Here is a 19,618-nt window from a genome sequence, read left to right on the forward strand (position 1 = left end):
TTCACAAAAATATGTTGTGCAGAGATTTTGAGCACAAATCCTATTTAACTAAAGAATCTTCTCAGCGCTTAATTACCTCAAACCGACATTCTCATTATTCGGAAAGCACTTCTGAGACCGGCTCTACAATTTCATCTTTTGTTGAAACTGATCCTTTAATATGCAAAATGATGCCGTCATGATCCATCACGATAATGGAAGGATATGTTTTAATATTAAACCGCTTAGATTCAGGGTTATCAGCTTGGTAGATCATCATATTGTCCATTTCCTCTGGAAATTGTTTTTTTAAATCTAATAAAGCATCGTAGTAAATTGATTCTTTTTCCATCATTTTTTGGTCGGTAAAAAAAAGAATTTGTTTTTTGTCGGAGCTTGAAATCGAGTGATCGTCTTTCGGATCAGCAATACAAGATGACAATAGAAGCAGTACGGCAACGGTATAGGTATATGCAATAAATTTCACCATTGTCCTACCTCTTTCGTTTAAAGAAAACTGGTAAAATGTGTTCATTTTTTCTTAACGCCATTTTAACATATTTAATTCCGTCACTTTTGAATGTTATGCAAATGTTACAAAAATAAAATATTATTTAAACAAATTAAAAAATTCAAATCGTGTACGAGAAGTATGATATCTAGAGCGAATGTTTGAGTTGTTGGGTTGTAGACTTTAGATGCACGTAATGGATCATACTCAGCATCATGTAATGCTAATGATCATAAAGATAAAGGTCATTTGAAAGCTACTTTGAACCAAAAAAATGTCCCCATCCCCATATAAAATGTACAAAACTTTAATTGTAGCGGATAAAATCAATTTACATATTTTTTAATGCATAAAAAAATAAATGTGTTATACAATTTTCTGCTTGACGAATATAATGTGACATATTAATATATAACTATCAGGTCATTTTGTCTCCACTTTATTCTTTATGACGCTATATGGAAAAGGGGAATACAGGATGGGAACAATTGTCTGTCAAGACTGCAATTCAACAATTCATTTCTTTGATGATGAAAAAGTTACGGTATTGTATGGTAAATGCAACAATTGCTGTACAGAAAAGAATCGTAAAAAAAGCAATCATCAATAACATATTGAATAACACGTGTAACAAAGGGGTTTAAGATAAATGGGCTGTCTTTAAGGCAGCTTTTTTTTATGTAAAGCAAATGCTGGTGATCTTAATGGAATGGATGCTTGCAGGATTGTGATTGAGAGCTAAGACAGAAAAACATCGTTTGAATTCATTTTTTATCAATTCACCTTTGTCTTTTTCAGTAAGTACGGTCATTGCGGTTTTTAAGTGTTAAAACGACAGCGGTGCGGTTTGTAAAGATTGATGAAACATATACCAAATGTCACTTGTGCATAAAAGGTTGGATGAAAAATTTATTGGATTTACGACAAATTTCGCAGCCAATATTGGAACTGGCAGCAATTCGATATAGCGAAGTTTGTTATCGATGTCTTTTCAATAAAAGTATAAAAAGTGGTGTCTATTCCATTCATTAGGCGGTAAAATGTAGCTAAAGGACTTTTGTGAAAGGAGCTTTACAATGGAGGTAATGGCAGCAAGCGTCTTTTCGGCAATTATTATATTTATTACTGTCTTTTCTATGATAAGGGTATTCATCATCGCTTTTAAGAGGAAAGAAATAACGCTTCGGGAGTTCATCATCTTCACCATATCTTCAATTGTTACAGGTTTAATTATTGCTTCCGTTTTACCGTTTGTTTATCAAAAAATATTTCATTACATCTATTAACTGTTTTTTTAATGAAAGACCTTCCCTACGAAGCAGGAAGGCCGTCGTCCATTTTTTAGTTATGTATTAGCACTTTTTACAGAAGCATTCGTAGTCAATTCCTTATTTGAAAGTCCTTTATTTTTCAAAAACATACTGACTCCAATTAAAGATAACGCTCCGCCAATCATTTGGGAAATAGATGTAGCTTCTCCTAAAAATAAGTATGCTAATATAATTGCCCCTATTGGTTCACCTAAAATACTCATTGAAATTGTCGTAGCATCCAAATATTTTAAAAGCCAATTAAATAATGCGTGACCAAAAATATTGGGGACTAGTGCTAGAAGTACAAATATGCCCCAATCATGAACTGAATAATGAATCAGCGGGATCTCGTAACTAAGATTGTAAATCAATAATACAAATCCACCTATAAAGAACACGCAAAAACTATATATTGATGTTGGAATTTTTTTGCATAATACTTGTCCAAAAAGCATATGAATGGCTACTGCTAACGTTCCTGCTAATGAAAGGAAATCTCCATATAATGCTTTTGTAGAAAGATTAATATCTCCCCATGCAATAATGATTGAACCGCTAACAGCTATAAAAATACTCACAATCCCAATAAGGTTTGTTCTCTCTTTAAAAATAAAATAAGCTCCTATCATAACAAATACAGGCTCTAATGTAGTTATAATCATTGAACTTGCTACTGTTGTATATCTAAGGGAATCCATCCAAAATAAGAAATGAAAACCTAGGAAGATTCCAGATAAAAGTAGTTGAATCCAATCCTTCCATTGAATGTTAATAGCTCCTGTTTTGATTTTCTTCCAAGGGAGAAACGGCAGCATAACGATCACCGTAAAAAGCAGTCTATACATTCCTAATATAGATGCAGGCGCATCAGACCATTTAACAAAAATAGAAGAAAATGAAATAGAAATAACACCAATTAGTAAAATAAAAATAGGCGGAACGGGAAATTGATATTCTTTCATTGTTGTCGCTCCTTTTAAAAGAATTGAATATTATTATAAATTAAATACGGTAATGGTTTTAGCCATTACCGCAGCAAAATTATTTTATGATCGATCTTCAGCAAAATTTGGTTTCATCCGTTTTTCGACTTGTCCTCGAATGTATGGATTTATAAAGCTTCTTCAGCGATTTCTCATTTAATCGGTTTATGCTCTTTAATAACGCGAATGTAGGAAAGAGTTGGATCTTCTGTACCTTGAACAGGCAGGCCGGCATCTAAATTTTTTCGGATGTAATGTAAATTTTCTTTAGTGATGATTTCTCCTGGTATGAAAATCGGTATGCCCGGTGGGTACACCATGACAAATTCTGCAATAATGCGTCCGACAGATTGTTCAAAAGGCACCATTTCCGTCTCTGCATAAAAAGCATCTCTAGGTGTCAGCGCCAAAACAGGAATATCGGGCAGAAGGACAGAGACTTCCGCTTGCTTGTTTGCCTGATGGGAAAATTCTTTTGACAAAGCACGAAGCGCTTTTATTAAAAGTGATGTTTCATATTCTGTATCACCGGGCGTGATCAGACAGAGCAGATTGTACAGATCGGAAAGCTCCACTTCAATGTTGTATTGTTCTCTTAACCACAGCTCTGCATCATATCCCGTTATGCCTAGTTCTTTCACAGAAATAATTAATTTTGTCGGATCATAATCATACGTTGCATTCGTTCCCAAAATTTCTTCTCCTACACAATATAGATGATCAATTTTGTTAATTTCGTATCTTGTCTGATTCGCCAATTGAATCGTTTGCTCTAATAATTCATAGCCCTTCGTTGCCAGCTGCTTTCGAGCTGCATCCAGTGATGCAAGAAGCAAATAGGATGTCGATGTCGTAGTCAGCATGCTTAAAATCGATTGAACACGGTCAGGAGACACAAGACCTTCCCGAACATTTAAAATAGAGCTTTGCGTCATCGATCCTCCCAGCTTATGAACGCTAGTTGCCGCCATATCTGCCCCTGCCTGCATGGCGGATAATGGCAGCTTGTCATGAAAATGAATGTGGACGCCGTGCGCTTCGTCTACAAGAACAGGGACATTATATGAATGAGCAATATTTACGATTTGTTTTAAATCAGCTGAGATTCCGAAATACGTTGGATTAATGACTAAAAGCCCTTTTGCATCAGGATATTGCTGAAGAGCTTTTTCAACTGATTCTGTCGTTATTCCGTGAGAAATGCCGAGGTTTTTATCCACTTCAGGATGTATAAAAACGGGGGAAGCCCCTGAAAAAATGATTGCTGACATGACCGATTTATGAACATTTCTTGGAACAATAATTTTATCTCCAGGTCCGCAAACCGACAGGACCATTGTCATAATGGCTCCGCTCGTACCTTGTACCGAGAAAAAGGTGTGATCGGCCCCGAAAGCTTCAGCAGCCAATTTTTGTGCTTCTTTAATAATTCCTTTTGGCGAATGAAGATCATCCAAAGGACCGATATTAATTAAGTCCATCGCGAGAGCATTATGTCCGATAAATTCTCGGAATTTTGGCTCCATTCCGGCTCCTTTTTTATGGCCGGGAATGTGAAATTGAATTGGATTTTTTTGAATATGTTCTAAAAGACCTGTAAACAATGGTGTATCATGCTGTGACAATTTTCCTTTTCACCTACTTTTTAAAGGTTCCCCAAAATTAAAAACAAATGAAATTATAGCACTTTCCTTTAAAACCTGCAAAAGGCATTAAATATGGTTTTTAATATCTTTGTGCTTCTCTTTGTTTGAGCTACGTTTTTATAAAGAAGGAATTTAATGCGTGGAAAAAGAATAATACGAAATGGGGAGGGGTAAACATGGTATTTTCAACAAAAATTACCGAACTGCTAGGGATTAAATATCCGATCATTCAAGGGGGACTTGCTTATTTAGCGTATTCAGAATTAGCAAGTGCAGTAAGCAATGCAGGAGGGCTCGGTCAGATCACGGCTATGTCTCTTCCGAATCCAGCTGCGCTTCGAGAGGAAATACGGAAGGTGAAACAAAAAACGGATAAGCCGTTTGGAGTGAACTTCGCCATCGGTCAGCATGGCCGTCCATTTTCCGATATGCTTGATGTGGCGATTGAAGAAAAAGTGCCGGTCATTTCCATCACTGGCGGGAACCCGGCTCCGCTTTTTGACCAATTAAAAGGTGTCGATGTAAAAAAACTAGTTCTCGTTGCGGCAAGAAGACAAGCGGAGAAAGCGGAAGAGCTTGGAGCAGATGCAGTGATGGTCGTCGGACAGGAAGGCGGCGGTCATTTAGGAAAAGACGATATCGGCAATTTCGTATTAATTCCACAAGTAGTGGAAGCTGTCTCCATACCGGTGATTGCTTCTGGAGGCATTGCGGACGGGAGGGGACTAATGGCAGCATTGGCTCTTGGAGCTGAAGGGATTGAAATGGGAACTCGTTTTATTGCAACGAAGGAATGCGTTCATGCACACCCGTTATATAAAGAAGCAATTGTCAACGGTACTGAACTTGATACCGTCATTATTAAAAGGTCGTTAGGGGCACCAGGTCGGGCGCTTCGAAATAATTGGACCGAAAAAATTTTGGAAATTGAAAGAGAAAGAGGAGATTATGAGTCGCTAAAAGATTTCATTAGTGGAGAAGCGAACAAAAAATATATTTATGAAGGCAAAATCGAGGAAGGATACGCATGGGCCGGTCAATCTATAGGGCTGGTAAAAAATATTCCGTCTGTTGCGGAACTGTTTGACGAAATCATTGAACAGGCGAAAGAGATAAGGCGGAAATGGTCCAGCATTGCTTAATTGTTTTCAAAAGAAATAATGGTCAGCGATGCAGCGCATCCTGACCATTTTTAAACAGTGCTTTTTTGTGTGATTTGATAAAGCGGCATTAACGTTTTAAACGTCTCGTCAACCTTTTCCAAAAATTGCTCCCTGCTCATGGAGAGAACTTCATTTTTTGGAAGGTTGATGCCGCATAACATTTCTGCTTTTTTCACCGATTGCAGACGTTGAAAAATTCGTTGAAAATCTTCGTCAGATAAATTTTTTTGTTTTTCCGCATCCGGTTTTGTATGATCGGCTGACCAGAAATAATCTTCAGGAATTTGCTTTCGAATTTGCTGCCAATTCTGTAAAAATTGTTTTCCGATTTCTTCTTTCACAGGGGATTCATAAATAATGGCAAACCAAACAAAGACGTGTGTGCTCCATAATCCGATTTGAAAATGAGGGAGCTTCTTATAACCCCGTTTACTGTTTGCAAATGCAACCCATGTGTCATTGGGAGGATGAACGGTACGGCGGGCATGTTTTGCTACATGATAAAATATTTCATCTCCCGTCAAAGCAGACAAAGTAGGTGCAAAATGCTGTCCCAGCGCTTCAAGTTTTGGGCGCACCCGTTTTTTTAGCTCATCCATTCTCGCTTCTAAACCGTCTATTTGAAAAACTTCAAAATCTTCCTTCACAAATGGCACAAAATCCATAAAAATCCTCCTTGTGTTGTTTGTCCACATTGTAGCACAAACCGACAGAGAAAGAAAAATAATGTGGGTGAAATATTGCAATGATAAAGGTGAAAAACTTGATTTTCTCCATTTCTTTACAGTATGCTAAAAAAGGTGATTGAATAGAAAGTGGGTAAGATAGATGAACTGGCATGAAATAGATCAAAAAGCAAAGCAATGGATTTATGAGGCTGGTGAAAGAATTCGCCAATCATTTCAACAAAAGCTGGTCGTTGAAGCGAAATCAAGTCCAAACGATTTAGTGACGAATATTGACCGGGAAGTAGAGCATTTCTTTTGGGAAAATATTCGCAAAACGTTTCCGGAACACAGCATTTTAGGAGAAGAAGGTTCCGGTCATGAATTGAAATCATTGGACGGTATCGTTTGGATAATTGATCCGATTGACGGAACAATGAATTTTGTACATCAAAAGCGGAATTTCTGCATTTCGGTTGCTGTTTTTGCGGATGGTGTCGGTCAAATAGGACTGATTTATGATGTCGTCAGAGATGAAATGTACCATGCGATAAGGGGGAACGGCGCCTATTTAAACAAAACGGAGCTTCCGCCGTTACAAAAGAAAACAATAGAAGAATCCATCATCGGCTTGAATGCATCATGGCTGGTGGAAAACAGACGAATTGACCCAGCAATATTAAGTCCGCTTGTCAAACGTTTAAGAGGAACGAGATCATTTGGTTCAGCCGCTCTTGAATTTGCCTATGTAGCTGCAGGCAAGCTGGACGGCTATATTACAATGAGACTTGCTCCTTGGGATTTTGCGGCAGGTTTAATCCTTGTCGACGAAGTAGGCGGGGTTACGACAACGCTTGACGGAAAACCAGTCGATTTGCTTAAAAAGCAAAGCATTTTCACCGCTAACCAAACCATTCATCAACAAATTATCGAGGAGTATATTAAAGGGAAAATATAAAGCTGCAAATGCTGTTGACAGCTTATAGATCATCATAGCTTGCTAAAAAACAAGCATGAAGAAAGCAGTATAAAAAGTCTCTTATAAAAATATGAAAGAATTGGTATCGTTCGGCAAACTTCACATCGTGATGGCAGGCGAGAAAAATGGAACAAGTGTGGAGCAATGAAATGTTGTAGCAATCAACGTTTTGTAAATAGGGCTAAAAATCGGGTTGTTTAAAAATTTACATAAAATGGAACTTTTTTTTATCCATTCCATTTCTGGCTGGTCTTTTGAAAAAGGCTATTGTAAATGAGTTTTAGCTAAAACCGAACATATTGTGAAACAAAAGATGGGTCTTTGTAGGTTTGAAAGAAACTAATGCCATGTAATAAAGCCCCTCTATCAGTAGAGGGGACGATCTATGTATCATAAACCGTTTGAAAGTATAAAATGGCCGATGCCAAGATGTAAATTCTTTATAATAATCCTCTCTCTCGCATTTTCTTTTTTTGGGTAAAGCCGAGTCCAAATACTATAATAATTCCAATGATGCTAACAACTACTCCCAACAGGCTGCCAGCCCCTATTGCAAAGCCGACCAACACAATAAGCAGCGCCGCAATGGTGGCGAGAACCCAAAATATCCATTTTCCGTTGCCCATTCCCATCCTCCTTTCATCAATCCAAGACGAAAACCATTAATAGCCTTTAAGCCTCTTTCCATCTTTAGTTTATCGAAAAACGTTCAACGTTTCCACAGTATTTATGGTATAATAGCCTAGGTTCAGTTTAGCAAATAGGAGATGACAGTGTGAAAGTTAGAAACGACTTACGCAATATTGCTATTATCGCGCACGTAGACCATGGGAAAACAACATTGGTTGACCAATTGCTTCGCCAATCAGGAACGTTCAGGGAAAATGAACAAGTGGCGGAGCGCGCATTAGATTCCAATGACTTGGAGCGCGAGCGCGGAATCACCATCTTAGCCAAAAATACGGCGATTGAATATAAAGGAACGACCATTAATATTTTAGATACGCCTGGTCATGCCGACTTTGGCGGAGAAGTAGAACGAATTATGAAAATGGTCGATGGCGTGCTGCTAGTTGTCGACGCCTATGAGGGCTGCATGCCGCAGACAAGATTTGTTTTGAAAAAAGCGTTGGAACAAAACTTAACACCGATTGTCGTCGTGAACAAAATTGACAGAGAGTTTGCCCGGCCTGAAGAAGTTGTCGATGAAGTGCTTGAGCTGTTTATTGAGCTTGATGCAAACGATGATCAATTAGAATTTCCGGTTATTTATGCTTCGGCCATCAACGGAACGGCAAGCACAGATCCAACTAAACAGGATGAAAATATGGAAGCTCTATTTGATGCGATTATCGAACATATTCCTGCACCTGTTGATAACAGCTCAGAACCCCTTCAATTCCAGGTGGCGCTGCTGGATTACAACGACTATGTTGGGCGGATCGGCATCGGCCGCATTTTTCGCGGAGAGATGAAAGTCGGACAACAAGTCGCATTAATGAAGCTTGACGGAAGTGTGAAGCATTTCCGTGTTACGAAAATGTTTGGATTTAAAGGATTAAAACGATTGGAAATTGAACAGGCAAAAGCTGGTGATCTTGTCGCTGTTTCTGGAATGGAAGACATTAATGTCGGGGAAACGGTTTGTCCAGTTGATCATCAAGAGGCGCTACCTGTTCTTCGGATTGATGAACCGACGCTGCAAATGACGTTTTTAGTTAACAACAGTCCTTTCGCAGGCAGAGAAGGAAAATATGTGACGGCGAGAAAAATCGAAGAAAGGCTGCATGAACAACTGCAAACAGATGTTTCGCTAAGAGTGGAGCCGACGGATTCCCCGGATAAATGGATAGTATCAGGGCGAGGCGAGCTTCATTTATCCATTTTAATTGAAAACATGCGCAGGGAAGGGTATGAGCTGCAAGTTTCGAAGCCTGAAGTAATTGTAAAAGAAATCGATGGAGTACTTTGCGAACCGGTTGAACGGGTGCAGGTGGACGTTCCAGAGGAATACACAGGTCCTGTCATGGAATCATTGGGCGCGCGCAAAGGGGAAATGGTCGACATGATCAATAACGGAAATGGACAAGTCCGCTTGATTTTTATGGTGCCATCGCGCGGATTAATCGGCTACACGACCGAATTTATGTCTTTAACAAGAGGATACGGCATCATAAACCATTCGTTTGACTCGTATCAGCCTATGCAAAAAGGACAAGTTGGCGGAAGGCGTCAAGGGGTTCTTGTTTCAATGGAAACTGGAAAAGCTACCTCTTATGGCATTCAACAGGTCGAAGATCGCGGAACGATTTTCGTTGAACCCGGAACAGACGTGTACGCTGGGATGATCGTAGGTGAACATAATCGTGAAAATGACCTTGTTGTAAATATATGTAAAGTAAAACAACAAACAAATATCCGTTCTTCGACGAAAGAACAAACGGTCGGAATGAAAAAAGCTCGGATTATGTCGTTGGAAGAAGCACTTGAATATTTAAATGATGATGAATATTGTGAAGTCACGCCTCAATCGATTCGTTTAAGAAAGAAAATCTTGGATAAAAACGAGAGGGAAAAAGCAGCGAAAAAGAAAAAACTGTCAAATCAAAGCTAATGAGTGAAAGGGGGAGGGACGTAGTGACAGAAGAACAAGTAATTGAAAGGCTGTCTTTTTTTGCGCGTCTTTTCCGTGTTCATGAGCAGCATGATGTCGGAATGTGGTATTTGTATATTACCATTCTGATTTTATCAATTATTGTATATAAACTGGGATTTGCTAAGAAGCTCCCGATTTTAAAGTCTGCTATAATCTATTTATTTCTCGCTTTGGGCTGTACGGTGCTGACGTTTTTGGCAATTTTTCTGCCGATTGCAGAAGGATTGGTAGTCGCTGTCCTTATTTTAAGCATATATAAAATTCGGCTTTACTATTCGAAAAAAAATGAAAACAACACATAGCTTTAAAGAAAATAAAAACAGATGTCGGTATGTGCCAGTGCGCACCACCTTCATCTGTTTAACTTTTTTCTGAGTATTTTTCTGTTCTCAAAAAAGCTCATTCCTTTTTCTTTCGCGGTACAAACGGAACTTTCCGGTTGATAGTCTTTTGTTTGTTTTTTCCGTAATTCGATTATAGCAAGTATTGCACATATATGTATGAATCGGTCTATTCCTCAGCTGTTTTGCCTTCAATGATTCGTCATCAATTGTTTCGATTTTATCGCATAAAACACATTTGACTTTCATCTTGCTTCTCACACTTTCTAATCAAATTTTTAAGCTTTGTACAACGTTGTTCGTCTCAGCATCAAAAGGCTTCGATGATAGTTTGGATTGCTTTCAGACAACACGCCTCTATACTCACTCGCCTCTCGCATAGTATATCACGTTTTGCTTCCGCTCACACAATTTCTTTTGCAACTTTGCAAAAGAATCAAGCCAGCAGCGGCTTTATAGGACTTACACACAATACAATTTCTATAAGAAAAGACAGAAAAATAAGCTATTGAGCCACTTTCGAGCATTGCAAAAAACATTGTGAGACAGGTCAATACTCTTTATCCAAACCAGAGCCATTTGCATTTCCGTTCCGACTTGGGATCGTGAATCATCCGGCGATAGTCAAGCTATTATTAAAATGAATAGACATACTGATCTTCAGCCGAGCAGGTCGATAGTGAAACAATGTTTTATGAGTTGTTATTTTATTAAATATGACAAAATATCATCGGATTTTGACTAAAAGGTGTTGAAAGCAATGAAAAACGCTTAAGCTTCGGACTTAAGCGTTTTAATGTCTTTATTGTTGTTTTTGGTTTGATTGATCACGCTGTTCTTTATTCAGCTCTTGATTTTTTGACTTCGGAAGCTGATCTTTTTCATTCATCGGCTGCTTTTGTTGATTGTCTGTCGCGTCACCAGGAAGATCCGGCATCAATCTTCCGACAATTTGAGCGAGCTCATCTAGAATGCCGCCAATGGGCCGGCCGTTTTGAATTTCCTCTCCAATTTGGCGGATTCGTTCATTTGTGTCTGGATCGGCAATAACTACAGCATAAGCCCCGTAAGGATCGTTTTTTAATGATTCTGCAACGGAATACTTAATCGATTCAACTTTTGAACGATCCAGCTTTTTGTCGACATCAATTCCGACGACTGCATAATTTCCAAGAACAACTGCAGTTGCATCATTTACATCTGGAACATTTTCGGCTATTTTTGCCAAGCGGCGGGCGATTTCCTGGCCGGATTTGCGATCAACATTTTCCCGCACGGAATCTTTGACAGTAATTGTTCTTGAATAGTTTTCACCACGATTTTCCTCTCGTGCATTTTCGTTTGTGGAACAACCGTTTAAAATAAAGCCGACAAGCAAAATAAACATCAAAAAGCTGCGCATGCTATCACTCCTTTTCTTACAAGTAAGGTGTAAAGTAATCCATTACTTATTTCGTGCTTCCGTCTTTGACGAATAACATTGGTTCTAGTTACAAAACTTATAAAGAAGCCTGAATCTTTCGGAGTTAACTCCCGACTGGATTGTAGAAGACATCGGCTTAGGCAGCATCTTTCTTTATTTATTGTTTAATAAACCTTCTATCTTTATTCATAAAGACATATATTTTAGCTAAGGAAGCCTCCAATAATTTCGGATGAGGGAGGAAGAAAGATTGGGCAAGATATATGTGCTGGATACGAATGTTTTGTTGCAGGATCCGAATTCCATTTTTTCCTTTGATGAGCACGAAGTTGTAATACCTGCCGTTGTTCTTGAAGAGGTGGATTCCAAAAAAAGATATATGGATGAAGTTGGACGAAATGCGCGCCAAGTTTCAAAAATCATTGATCAGTTGAGGGAACAAGGGAAATTGCACGAAAAAATTCCTCTGCCAAACGGCGGATCTTTAAGAATTGAATTAAATCATCGTTCGTTTCATGATCTGCAGGAGATTTTCGTGGAAAAAACAAATGATAACCGAATTTTGGCAGTAGCCAAAAATTTATCATTGGAAGAGCAATCAAAGAAAGATGGAAAATCGGTAATTTTAGTCAGCAAAGATGCTTTAGTGAGAGTGAAGGCAGATGCGATTGGACTTCATACTGAAGATTTTCTGAGCGATCGTGTAGTAGAAATTGACCATATCTATACAGGGTTTCTTGACCTTTACATAAGTATGGAAAACTTAAACCGATTTTATGAGAAAAATGAGCTGCTGCTGTCGGAAATAACCAATCATCCTTTTTATCCGAATCAATTTATTTTGCTGAAGGATGCTTTAGGAGGCAAATCATCTGCCATTGGGATTGTCGATAAAACAGGGAAAAGATTGAAAAAGCTTGTTTTTCAGCATGACCATGTTTGGGGAATTCAGCCGAGAAATGTTCAACAAACGATGGCATTCGAACTATTAATGAGACACGATATTCAGCTCGTGACTTTGATCGGCAAAGCAGGTACAGGAAAAACGCTTTTGGCTTTAGCGGCCGGGCTGATGCAAACAGAAGACATGGAATCATATAAAAAGCTTCTTGTCGCCAGACCAATTGTTCCAATGGGAAAAGATATCGGTTTTTTGCCGGGAGAAAAAGAAGAAAAACTGAGGCCTTGGATGCAGCCGATATGGGATAATTTAGAATATTTATTTAATACGAAAAAAGCTGGCGAGCTTGATGCGATTTTAGCAGGTATGAATTCGATCGAGGTGGAGGCGCTGACTTATATTCGCGGCAGGAGCATCCCGGAACAATTTATCATCATCGATGAAGCGCAAAATTTGACGAAACATGAAGTGAAGACGATTTTAACAAGAGTTGGCGAAAAAAGCAAAATTGTGTTGATGGGGGATCCAGGACAAATTGATCATCCTTATTTAGACGAATATAACAATGGGTTGACCTATGTAGTGGAAAAATTTAAAGATCAAGCAATTGCGGGACATGTAAAATTACTGAAAGGCGAACGATCCCAATTGGCGCAAATAGCAGCAGATTTGTTATGAAAAAGTGAGATGTTGTAGTTTCAAAAGCCTCAGGGGTCAGAGATAAAAGTGTGAGCTTTGCAGAAGCTGATTTATCTTAGGCTCTTTGCAGCATCCAAAAAGATTTTTTGCGCTAACATTTGCGATTCTACTCAAATTGTGAGCGATGGAAAAAAAGGGACTGTCCAGAAAGTCAAATCGCCATTGAAAACAAAAAATCATAAACACCGATATATCAACGTTTCTAAAACATTAATGGGGGCGTCAATAAGCCGTAAAAACGACTTATTAGACACCCCAAAAAATTATTTTACGATTATTGCTCTCACCTTTTTAATTGGATCATTGCGGTTCGAGCCATCTCCGTAAATGATGTGGACAGGGCCGTCTTCTTTTAGCGGTTTTCCTTCCTTGCTAAATGCCAAAATGCATTCTTCTGCTTTTTCAATCGGCATTTCGACTTCGCCGTTTTCGGTTTCAAAAACGACCGTTTTGGCGTTCGTTAACGGTTCAGCATTTGATAAAAACGGTTTAAGCGGCATGCCAAAAGTCCCGGTAAGCACCTTTTCTTTTTCAAATTTTTGTTCCGTTTTTAAAGTAGGCGGAAATACAGCTCCCTCCTGAATCTCCCGTTGCCATTGATTTGCTGTTTTTTTCACATAGTCCTCTTCTATGTTTTCCTCTTTGCGGCCTTGATCAAAATATGTATTTAAATCAATGCGGCGGTCATCAAAGATCCAAACACCTGGGTCCAAAGTAATTGGAAATTTTACATTCCCTTTTATTTGAATAATATCGCTCATGAGCATCCCTCCACGTTAAAGTATAAGCGCTTTTATGGATTTTGTCACATTCCGTTGTCCATTTCAGTTCAAAAAGGCGACAGTCAGGCGGCTGAGTCCAGACGCGGCAAATCAATCAGACAAATTCTTCTAGCATTTTTTTGGAAGGTTCATACATATATATGAACAACTTTAAAATTATTAGGGAAGGAGGGTGCGTGTTTCCTTGCAATTTTCCTTTATAACATTTAATATTAATAGATAGAATAGGGATTCCTTAATGGGGAACGGAGGGATTCAGATGGCATCATTTGAAATGGTTCTTAGTCACCGGGAAAAGGCTCTTTCGCTTTTAAAGGCGGATGCAGATAAAATCATGAAATTGATTAAAGTACAAATGGACAATTTGACAATGCCTCAATGTCCTCTTTATGAAGAGGTTTTAGATACGCAAATGTTCGGATTATCTCGGGAAATTGACTTTGCTGTCAGACTAGGACTGATTGAAGAACGCGAGGGAAAAGCTCTGCTTGATGAGCTTGAGCGTGAGCTGTCAGCTCTGCACGAGGCATTTGTACGAAAATAAAAAGCTTGCTCAAACCGGTAAAAAAAAGGTTTGGGCTTTTATTTTATCTTTTCCATTTCTCATATCGACCTTCCACAATAGGTGTTCCTTCGTAATTTTTATTTTGCCATTGAGAAAATGAATTGTTCAAAGTATAATAGAAAATAAATTTTCTTTACACTTATGAAAACAATGACTGTGTATTTATTTTGCAACAAGAAGAGCAGCAAGTCGTAAGGAAGATGAACATGTTGAAACGAATTTTAAAATCATATGATTATTCGCTTATTTTAGCAGTTTTCTTATTATGCGGTTTCGGCTTGGTCATGGTGTACAGTTCAAGTATGATCATGGCAGTCACGAGGTATTATACGGAAAGCGATTATTTTTTTCGCAAGCAATTGTCCTCGCTCCTGCTTGCAACGATAGCCTTTCTAGTTATGATGTTTTTTCCGTACCGCGCTCTGCTGAACGGAAAATTTATAAGAATTTTGTTTTTTGGATCGATTGCTGTTCTCGGGCTGTTATTTATTTTTGGACATGTTGCCGGCGGTGCGCAAAGCTGGTTTAAAGTTGCCGGAAGAGCCATTCAGCCGGGAGAATTTGTCAAGCTTTCCGCCATTATTTATTTATCAGCTGTATACGAAAAAAAGCAATCGTACATATGGCACTTCGGAAAGGGAGCATTGCCTCCGGTAATCTTTACCGTATTGATTTGCGTTTTTGTTATGCTTCAGCCTGACATTGGGACATCATTCATTATTGGAATGATAGCCTTGTCTATTATTTTATGTTCAGGTATGGGCATCAAAAACATGTTAAAGTTAGTATTGCTTGCTTTATTTTTCTTATTGCTGCTAAGTCCGCTCATTTTATTTAAGGCCGATGATATTTTTAGTAAAGAACGTCTTTCCCGCTTTACAGGGTATACGGATCCATTTGAACATGAAGACGGAGCAGGTTATCAGCTCGTCAATTCATATATTGCGATCGGATCCGGAGGTCTTACTGGACTGGGACTGGGGGAAAGCGTGCAAAAATACGGATATTTGCCGGAAGCGCACACTGATTTTATTATGGCCGTTGTAGCGGAAGAGCTAGGTATTTTCGGTGTATTATTTGTTCTTACGCTTTTGGCGTTTATCGTTTTAAAAGGCCTCTATATTGCAAGAAAATGCACCGACCCGTTTGGTACATTGATTGCTGTAGGAGTTTCAAGCATGATCGCTATTCAAACGGCCGTCAACTTGGGAGGAGTGACAGGGCTGATCCCGATCACTGGTGTTACATTGCCGTTTGTCAGCTATGGAGGCTCATCGTTATTAGTACTATTAATATCGATGGGATTGTTAGTGAATGTTTCAATGTTTGTCAATTACCGGGAGCAATATAAAAAAGAAAAAGAAATTGCAAGCATGTAATCGTTCCGCCATATGCTGCTCTAGTTTTATTTTCTTGAAAATCTAATATACACTGCAAGGGGGATTTATATGACGAACAGAAAAATTGAAAAAATCTTAGTAGCAAATCGTGGAGAAATCGCGATTCGGGTATTTCGAGCTTGCAATGAATTGAATATCCGAACCGTTGCAATTTATTCCAGGGAAGATTCAGGTTCTTATCATCGATATAAAGCAGATGAAGCTTATTTAGTTGGCGAAGGAAAAAAACCGATCGAAGCATATCTCGATATTGACGGTATCATTGAAATTGCAAAAGCTCATGACGTGGATGCTATTCATCCCGGATACGGTTTTTTATCTGAAAATATCGAATTTGCTAGAAAATGCGAAGAAGCCGGAATCATTTTTATCGGCCCTAGAACAGAGCACTTAGATATGTTTGGCGATAAAGTGAAAGCTAGACATCAGGCGGAAAAGGCCGGAATTCCAGTCATTCCAGGCAGCAACGGTCCAGTCAAAAGCTTGGATGAAGTGATTCAGTTTGGTGAAGAATACGGGTATCCGTTTATCATTAAAGCTGCTCTTGGCGGCGGAGGCCGGGGAATGCGCATAGTCCGTTCAAAGGCTGGAGTAAAGGATTCTTATGAACGGGCTAAATCGGAAGCAAAAGCAGCATTCGGCAGCGACGAAGTGTATGTAGAAAAGCTGATCGAAAATCCGAAGCATATTGAAGTGCAAATCATTGGTGACCACGATGGAAACATTGTTCATCTTTATGAGAGGGACTGTTCTGTTCAACGTCGTCATCAAAAAGTCGTGGAAGTTGCTCCAAGCGTTTCTTTAAAGCAGGAATTAAGGGATAAAATTTGCGAAGCGGCTGTACGGTTAATGAAAAATGTCAACTATGTCAATGCAGGTACGGTGGAATTTTTAGTTTCCGGCGATGACTTTTATTTCATCGAAGTAAATCCGCGTGTTCAAGTAGAACATACAATTACTGAAATGATTACGGGGATAGATATCGTTCAAACACAAATTCTTGTGGCAGAAGGCCACTCAATTCACAGCCCGGAAGTTGGAATTCCAAGACAGGAAGACATTAAAACATGGGGATATGCTATTCAAGCAAGGGTGACGACGGAAGATCCGCTGAACAATTTCATGCCGGACACTGGAAAAATTATGGCGTATCGTTCCGGAGGCGGCTTTGGCGTTCGATTGGATACCGGAAACAGCTTCCAAGGCGCTGTTATTACACCTTATTATGATTCATTGCTTGTAAAAGTATCGACATGGGCGCTATCGTTTGAGCAAGCTGCCAGAAAAATGATTCGAAATTTAAGAGAATTTCGAGTTCGCGGAATAAAAACAAATATTCCTTTTTTGGAAAATGTCATTAAACATGAGAAATTTTTATCTGGAGAATATGATACGTCCTTTATTGATTCGTCGCCTGAGCTGTTCGTTTTCCCGAAACAACGAGATCGGGGAACAAAAATGCTCACATATATTGGGAATGTGACGGTGAACGGTTTTCCAGGCATCGGGAAAAAGAAAAAACCAGTATTTGATGAGCCACCGATTCCGCACGTAAAATTATCGGAGCCTATTCCAGAAGGAACGAAACAAATTTTAGAGAAAGAAGGAGTCGACGGCCTTGTTAAATGGGTAAAAGAACAAAAACAAGTGCTGTTGACGGATACGACTTTCCGAGATGCTCATCAATCATTGCTGGCAACTCGCGTGCGTACAAATGACATTAAAAAGATTGCTGAACCTACTGCGAGATTGCTTCCAAACCTGTTTTCGCTTGAGATGTGGGGAGGAGCAACGTTTGATGTTGCCTATCGCTTTTTAAAAGAAGATCCGTGGGAAAGACTTCAAATTGTCAGAAAGCATGTGCCAAACTTGCTTCTGCAAATGCTTTTGCGCGCATCGAATGCTGTCGGATATAAAAACTATCCAGATAATGTAATTAAAGAATTTGTCGAAAGATCAGCGGAAGCAGGCATTGATGTGTTCAGAATCTTTGACAGCTTAAACTGGGTAAAAGGGATGACCCTTGCCATCGATGCTGTCCGAAAAACCGGAAAAATTGCCGAAGCAGCCATCTGTTATACAGGGGATATTCTCGATCCAACAAGAAGAAAATATGATTTGAATTATTACAAACAGATGGCAAAAGAATTGGAAGCATCAGGCGCACAAATTTTAGGCATTAAAGATATGGCAGGATTGTTGAAGCCACAGGCGGCATATGAGCTTATTTCAGTGTTAAAAGAAACGGTCGATCTGCCAATTCATTTGCATACACATGATACGAGCGGAAACGGCATTTACACATATGCCAAAGCGATCGAAGCAGGGGTCGATATTATAGATACGGCGTTGAGCTCAATGGCCGGTTTAACTTCTCAGCCAAGTGCCAATTCTTTATATTATGCGCTTGAAGGTTCGGAAAGAAGACCGAATGTTAACATTCAATCATTGGAAAAGCTGTCTCAATATTGGGAAGAAGTGCGCAAATATTATCAAGACTTTGAGAGCGGCATGAAAGCTCCTCATTCAGAAGTTTATGTACATGAAATGCCTGGCGGACAATACAGCAATTTGCAGCAGCAGGCGAAGGCTGTAGGTTTGGGTGACCGCTGGGAGGAAGTGAAAGAAATGTACAGCCGCGTCAACCAAATGTTTGGTGATATTGTCAAAGTAACTCCGTCATCAAAAGTTGTTGGTGACATGGCGCTCTTTATGGTTCAGAACAATTTAACGGAAGAAGACGTATATGAGCGTGGAGAATCGCTTGACTTCCCAGATTCAGTCATTGAATTTTTTGCCGGATATCTCGGCCAGCCGTACGGAGGCTTTCCGAAAGAGCTCCAGCGCGTGATTTTAAAAGGCCGTGAGCCGATTACAGTTAGACCTGGTGAGCTATTGGAGCCGGTTAATTTCCAAGCATTAAAAGAAGAGCTGGAGCAGCTGCTCCATCGTGAGCCGACGCCTTACGAGACGATCGCTTATGCACTGTATCCAAAAGTGTTCACGGAATATTTGAAAACATATGAACAATATGGAAACATTTCTGTTTTAGATACACCGACATTCTTCTACGGAATGCGTTTAGGCGAAGAAATTGAAGTGGAAATTGAAAAAGGAAAAACGCTGATTGTGAAGCTAGTTTCCATTGGCCAACCGCAGCCTGATGGAACGCGGATCGTGTACTTTGAATTAAACGGCCAGCCGCGTGAGGTTGTCATTAAAGACGAGAGCATCAAATCAACTGTTCAGCAAAGAGTCAAAGCAGATCCGCAAAACCCTGAACATATTGGAGCATCTATGCCTGGAACAGTAATTAAAGTCTTGGTAGAAAAAGGCGAAAAAGTAAATAAAGGCGATCATTTAATGATCACTGAATCAATGAAAATGGAAACGACTGTTCAAGCTCCGTTTGCAGGTGTTATTAAAGATATTTATGTGAAGAGCGGAGAAGCTATTCAAACAGGTGATTTGTTAATCGAAATCACTAAATAATAAATTTTGTGCCAGCCATTTTTGGCTGGTTTTTTTATGTAAAATTTTAAAATTTAAAACTTCGTTTCGAAAAAACTATTGAAAATGATTTTCACTCATGTTATTCTTTAATTAATGATG

Annotated in this window: 17 protein-coding genes; 9 read left to right on the top strand and 8 right to left on the bottom strand. The window is 39.2% G+C overall.

Annotated features, from left to right (window positions below; translation table 11 throughout):
- Positions 1-94: 94 nt before the first annotated feature.
- On the bottom strand, positions 95-469 hold the full coding sequence (locus NSQ84_RS07675) for a hypothetical protein (protein ID WP_066250224.1): 375 nt from the start codon (positions 467-469) through the stop codon (positions 95-97).
- Positions 470-968: 499 nt separating this feature from the next.
- Here NSQ84_RS07675 and NSQ84_RS07680 point away from each other — a divergent pair, with 499 nt between their 5' ends.
- On the top strand, positions 969-1,100 hold the full coding sequence (locus NSQ84_RS07680; protein ID WP_082830423.1) for a GapA-binding peptide SR1P: 132 nt from the start codon (positions 969-971) through the stop codon (positions 1,098-1,100).
- Between the two features lie 735 nt (positions 1,101-1,835).
- Here the strand turns inward: NSQ84_RS07680 and NSQ84_RS07685 are convergent.
- Positions 1,836-2,765, bottom strand: a complete 930-nt coding sequence (locus tag NSQ84_RS07685; RefSeq protein WP_130158511.1) for a DMT family transporter — start codon at positions 2,763-2,765, stop codon at positions 1,836-1,838.
- A 173-nt stretch (positions 2,766-2,938) separates the two neighbouring features.
- Positions 2,939-4,411, bottom strand: coding sequence for an aminotransferase class I/II-fold pyridoxal phosphate-dependent enzyme (locus NSQ84_RS07690; RefSeq protein WP_063389649.1), 1,473 nt, complete (start codon positions 4,409-4,411; stop codon positions 2,939-2,941).
- Between the two features lie 197 nt (positions 4,412-4,608).
- Between NSQ84_RS07690 and NSQ84_RS07695 the strand changes: the two genes are divergently transcribed.
- Positions 4,609-5,574: a nitronate monooxygenase family protein gene (locus NSQ84_RS07695; protein ID WP_063389650.1), complete on the top strand. Its 966-nt coding sequence runs from the start codon at positions 4,609-4,611 to the stop codon at positions 5,572-5,574.
- Between the two features lie 50 nt (positions 5,575-5,624).
- Here the strand turns inward: NSQ84_RS07695 and NSQ84_RS07700 are convergent, their stop codons facing one another.
- Complete coding sequence (locus NSQ84_RS07700) at positions 5,625-6,260, bottom strand: DUF1054 domain-containing protein (protein ID WP_063389651.1); 636 nt, start codon at positions 6,258-6,260, stop codon at positions 5,625-5,627.
- A 163-nt stretch (positions 6,261-6,423) separates the two neighbouring features.
- On the opposite strand from NSQ84_RS07700, the gene NSQ84_RS07705 reads away from it, so the two are divergent.
- A complete protein-coding gene (locus NSQ84_RS07705; protein ID WP_063389652.1) occupies positions 6,424-7,218 on the top strand; it encodes an inositol monophosphatase family protein in 795 nt (264 codons plus the stop codon).
- Between the two features lie 461 nt (positions 7,219-7,679).
- Here NSQ84_RS07705 and NSQ84_RS07710 read toward each other — a convergent pair whose 3' ends face one another.
- Entirely contained in the window at positions 7,680-7,865 is a 186-nt protein-coding gene (locus NSQ84_RS07710) for a DUF5325 family protein (RefSeq protein WP_130158513.1), read from the bottom strand.
- Between the two features lie 149 nt (positions 7,866-8,014).
- On the opposite strand from NSQ84_RS07710, the gene typA reads away from it, so the two are divergent.
- On the top strand, positions 8,015-9,853 hold the full coding sequence (typA, locus tag NSQ84_RS07715; RefSeq protein WP_130158515.1) for a translational GTPase TypA: 1,839 nt from the start codon (positions 8,015-8,017) through the stop codon (positions 9,851-9,853).
- A gap of 23 nt (positions 9,854-9,876) precedes the next feature.
- Entirely contained in the window at positions 9,877-10,197 is a 321-nt protein-coding gene (locus NSQ84_RS07720; RefSeq protein WP_232515525.1) for a YlaH-like family protein, read from the top strand.
- Between the two features lie 87 nt (positions 10,198-10,284).
- Here the strand turns inward: NSQ84_RS07720 and NSQ84_RS07725 are convergent, their stop codons facing one another.
- Together NSQ84_RS07725 and NSQ84_RS07730 are read right to left on the bottom strand one after the other, a co-directional pair.
- Positions 10,285-10,485, bottom strand: coding sequence for a YlaI family protein (locus NSQ84_RS07725; protein ID WP_063389656.1), 201 nt, complete (start codon positions 10,483-10,485; stop codon positions 10,285-10,287).
- Positions 10,486-11,038: 553 nt separating this feature from the next.
- Complete coding sequence (locus NSQ84_RS07730; RefSeq protein ID WP_063389657.1) at positions 11,039-11,638, bottom strand: YhcN/YlaJ family sporulation lipoprotein; 600 nt, start codon at positions 11,636-11,638, stop codon at positions 11,039-11,041.
- 271 nt (positions 11,639-11,909) lie between these two features.
- Between NSQ84_RS07730 and NSQ84_RS07735 the strand changes: the two genes are divergently transcribed.
- Complete coding sequence (locus NSQ84_RS07735) at positions 11,910-13,238, top strand: PhoH family protein (RefSeq protein ID WP_066250245.1); 1,329 nt, start codon at positions 11,910-11,912, stop codon at positions 13,236-13,238.
- Positions 13,239-13,522: 284 nt separating this feature from the next.
- On the opposite strand, the gene NSQ84_RS07740 is transcribed toward NSQ84_RS07735, so the two are convergent.
- The gene (locus NSQ84_RS07740) at positions 13,523-14,020 is read right to left on the bottom strand and encodes a hypothetical protein (protein ID WP_063389659.1); all 498 of its coding nucleotides are present in this window, start codon (positions 14,018-14,020) and stop codon (positions 13,523-13,525) included.
- A gap of 280 nt (positions 14,021-14,300) precedes the next feature.
- Here NSQ84_RS07740 and NSQ84_RS07745 point away from each other — a divergent pair, with 280 nt between their 5' ends.
- The 3 genes from NSQ84_RS07745 to pyc all read left to right on the top strand — a co-directional run bounded on the left by NSQ84_RS07745 (position 14,301) and on the right by pyc (position 19,498).
- Entirely contained in the window at positions 14,301-14,585 is a 285-nt protein-coding gene (locus NSQ84_RS07745; protein WP_063389660.1) for a YlaN family protein, read from the top strand.
- A 227-nt stretch (positions 14,586-14,812) separates the two neighbouring features.
- Entirely contained in the window at positions 14,813-15,985 is a 1,173-nt protein-coding gene (locus NSQ84_RS07750) for an FtsW/RodA/SpoVE family cell cycle protein (RefSeq protein ID WP_130158289.1), read from the top strand.
- A 69-nt stretch (positions 15,986-16,054) separates the two neighbouring features.
- A complete protein-coding gene (gene pyc / locus NSQ84_RS07755; RefSeq protein WP_063389662.1) occupies positions 16,055-19,498 on the top strand; it encodes a pyruvate carboxylase in 3,444 nt (1,147 codons plus the stop codon).
- The last annotated feature ends 120 nt before the right edge of the window (positions 19,499-19,618 follow it).

This window comes from Aeribacillus sp. FSL K6-3256, from assembly GCF_037965805.1.
GTDB classification, from domain to species: Bacteria; Bacillota; Bacilli; order Bacillales; family Aeribacillaceae; genus Aeribacillus; species Aeribacillus composti.

Bases quoted from the DNA above. Each gene is read 5' to 3' on its own strand.
- NSQ84_RS07675 (WP_066250224.1), bottom strand. From the start codon at position 469: ATGGTGAAATTTATTGCATATACCTATACCGTTGCCGTACTGCTTCTA.
- NSQ84_RS07700 (WP_063389651.1), bottom strand. From the start codon at position 6,260: ATGGATTTTGTGCCATTTGTGAAGGAAGATTTTGAAGTTTTTCAAATA.
- NSQ84_RS07725 (WP_063389656.1), bottom strand. From the start codon at position 10,485: ATGAAAGTCAAATGTGTTTTATGCGATAAAATCGAAACAATTGATGAC.
- NSQ84_RS07695 (WP_063389650.1), top strand. From the start codon at position 4,609: ATGGTATTTTCAACAAAAATTACCGAACTGCTAGGGATTAAATATCCG.
- NSQ84_RS07705 (WP_063389652.1), top strand. From the start codon at position 6,424: ATGAACTGGCATGAAATAGATCAAAAAGCAAAGCAATGGATTTATGAG.
- NSQ84_RS07710 (WP_130158513.1), bottom strand. From the start codon at position 7,865: ATGGGCAACGGAAAATGGATATTTTGGGTTCTCGCCACCATTGCGGCG.
- NSQ84_RS07740 (WP_063389659.1), bottom strand. From the start codon at position 14,020: ATGAGCGATATTATTCAAATAAAAGGGAATGTAAAATTTCCAATTACT.
- pyc (WP_063389662.1), top strand. From the start codon at position 16,055: ATGACGAACAGAAAAATTGAAAAAATCTTAGTAGCAAATCGTGGAGAA.
- NSQ84_RS07685 (WP_130158511.1), bottom strand. From the start codon at position 2,765: ATGAAAGAATATCAATTTCCCGTTCCGCCTATTTTTATTTTACTAATT.
- NSQ84_RS07680 (WP_082830423.1), top strand. From the start codon at position 969: ATGGGAACAATTGTCTGTCAAGACTGCAATTCAACAATTCATTTCTTT.
- NSQ84_RS07730 (WP_063389657.1), bottom strand. From the start codon at position 11,638: ATGCGCAGCTTTTTGATGTTTATTTTGCTTGTCGGCTTTATTTTAAAC.
- NSQ84_RS07745 (WP_063389660.1), top strand. From the start codon at position 14,301: ATGGCATCATTTGAAATGGTTCTTAGTCACCGGGAAAAGGCTCTTTCG.
- NSQ84_RS07750 (WP_130158289.1), top strand. From the start codon at position 14,813: ATGTTGAAACGAATTTTAAAATCATATGATTATTCGCTTATTTTAGCA.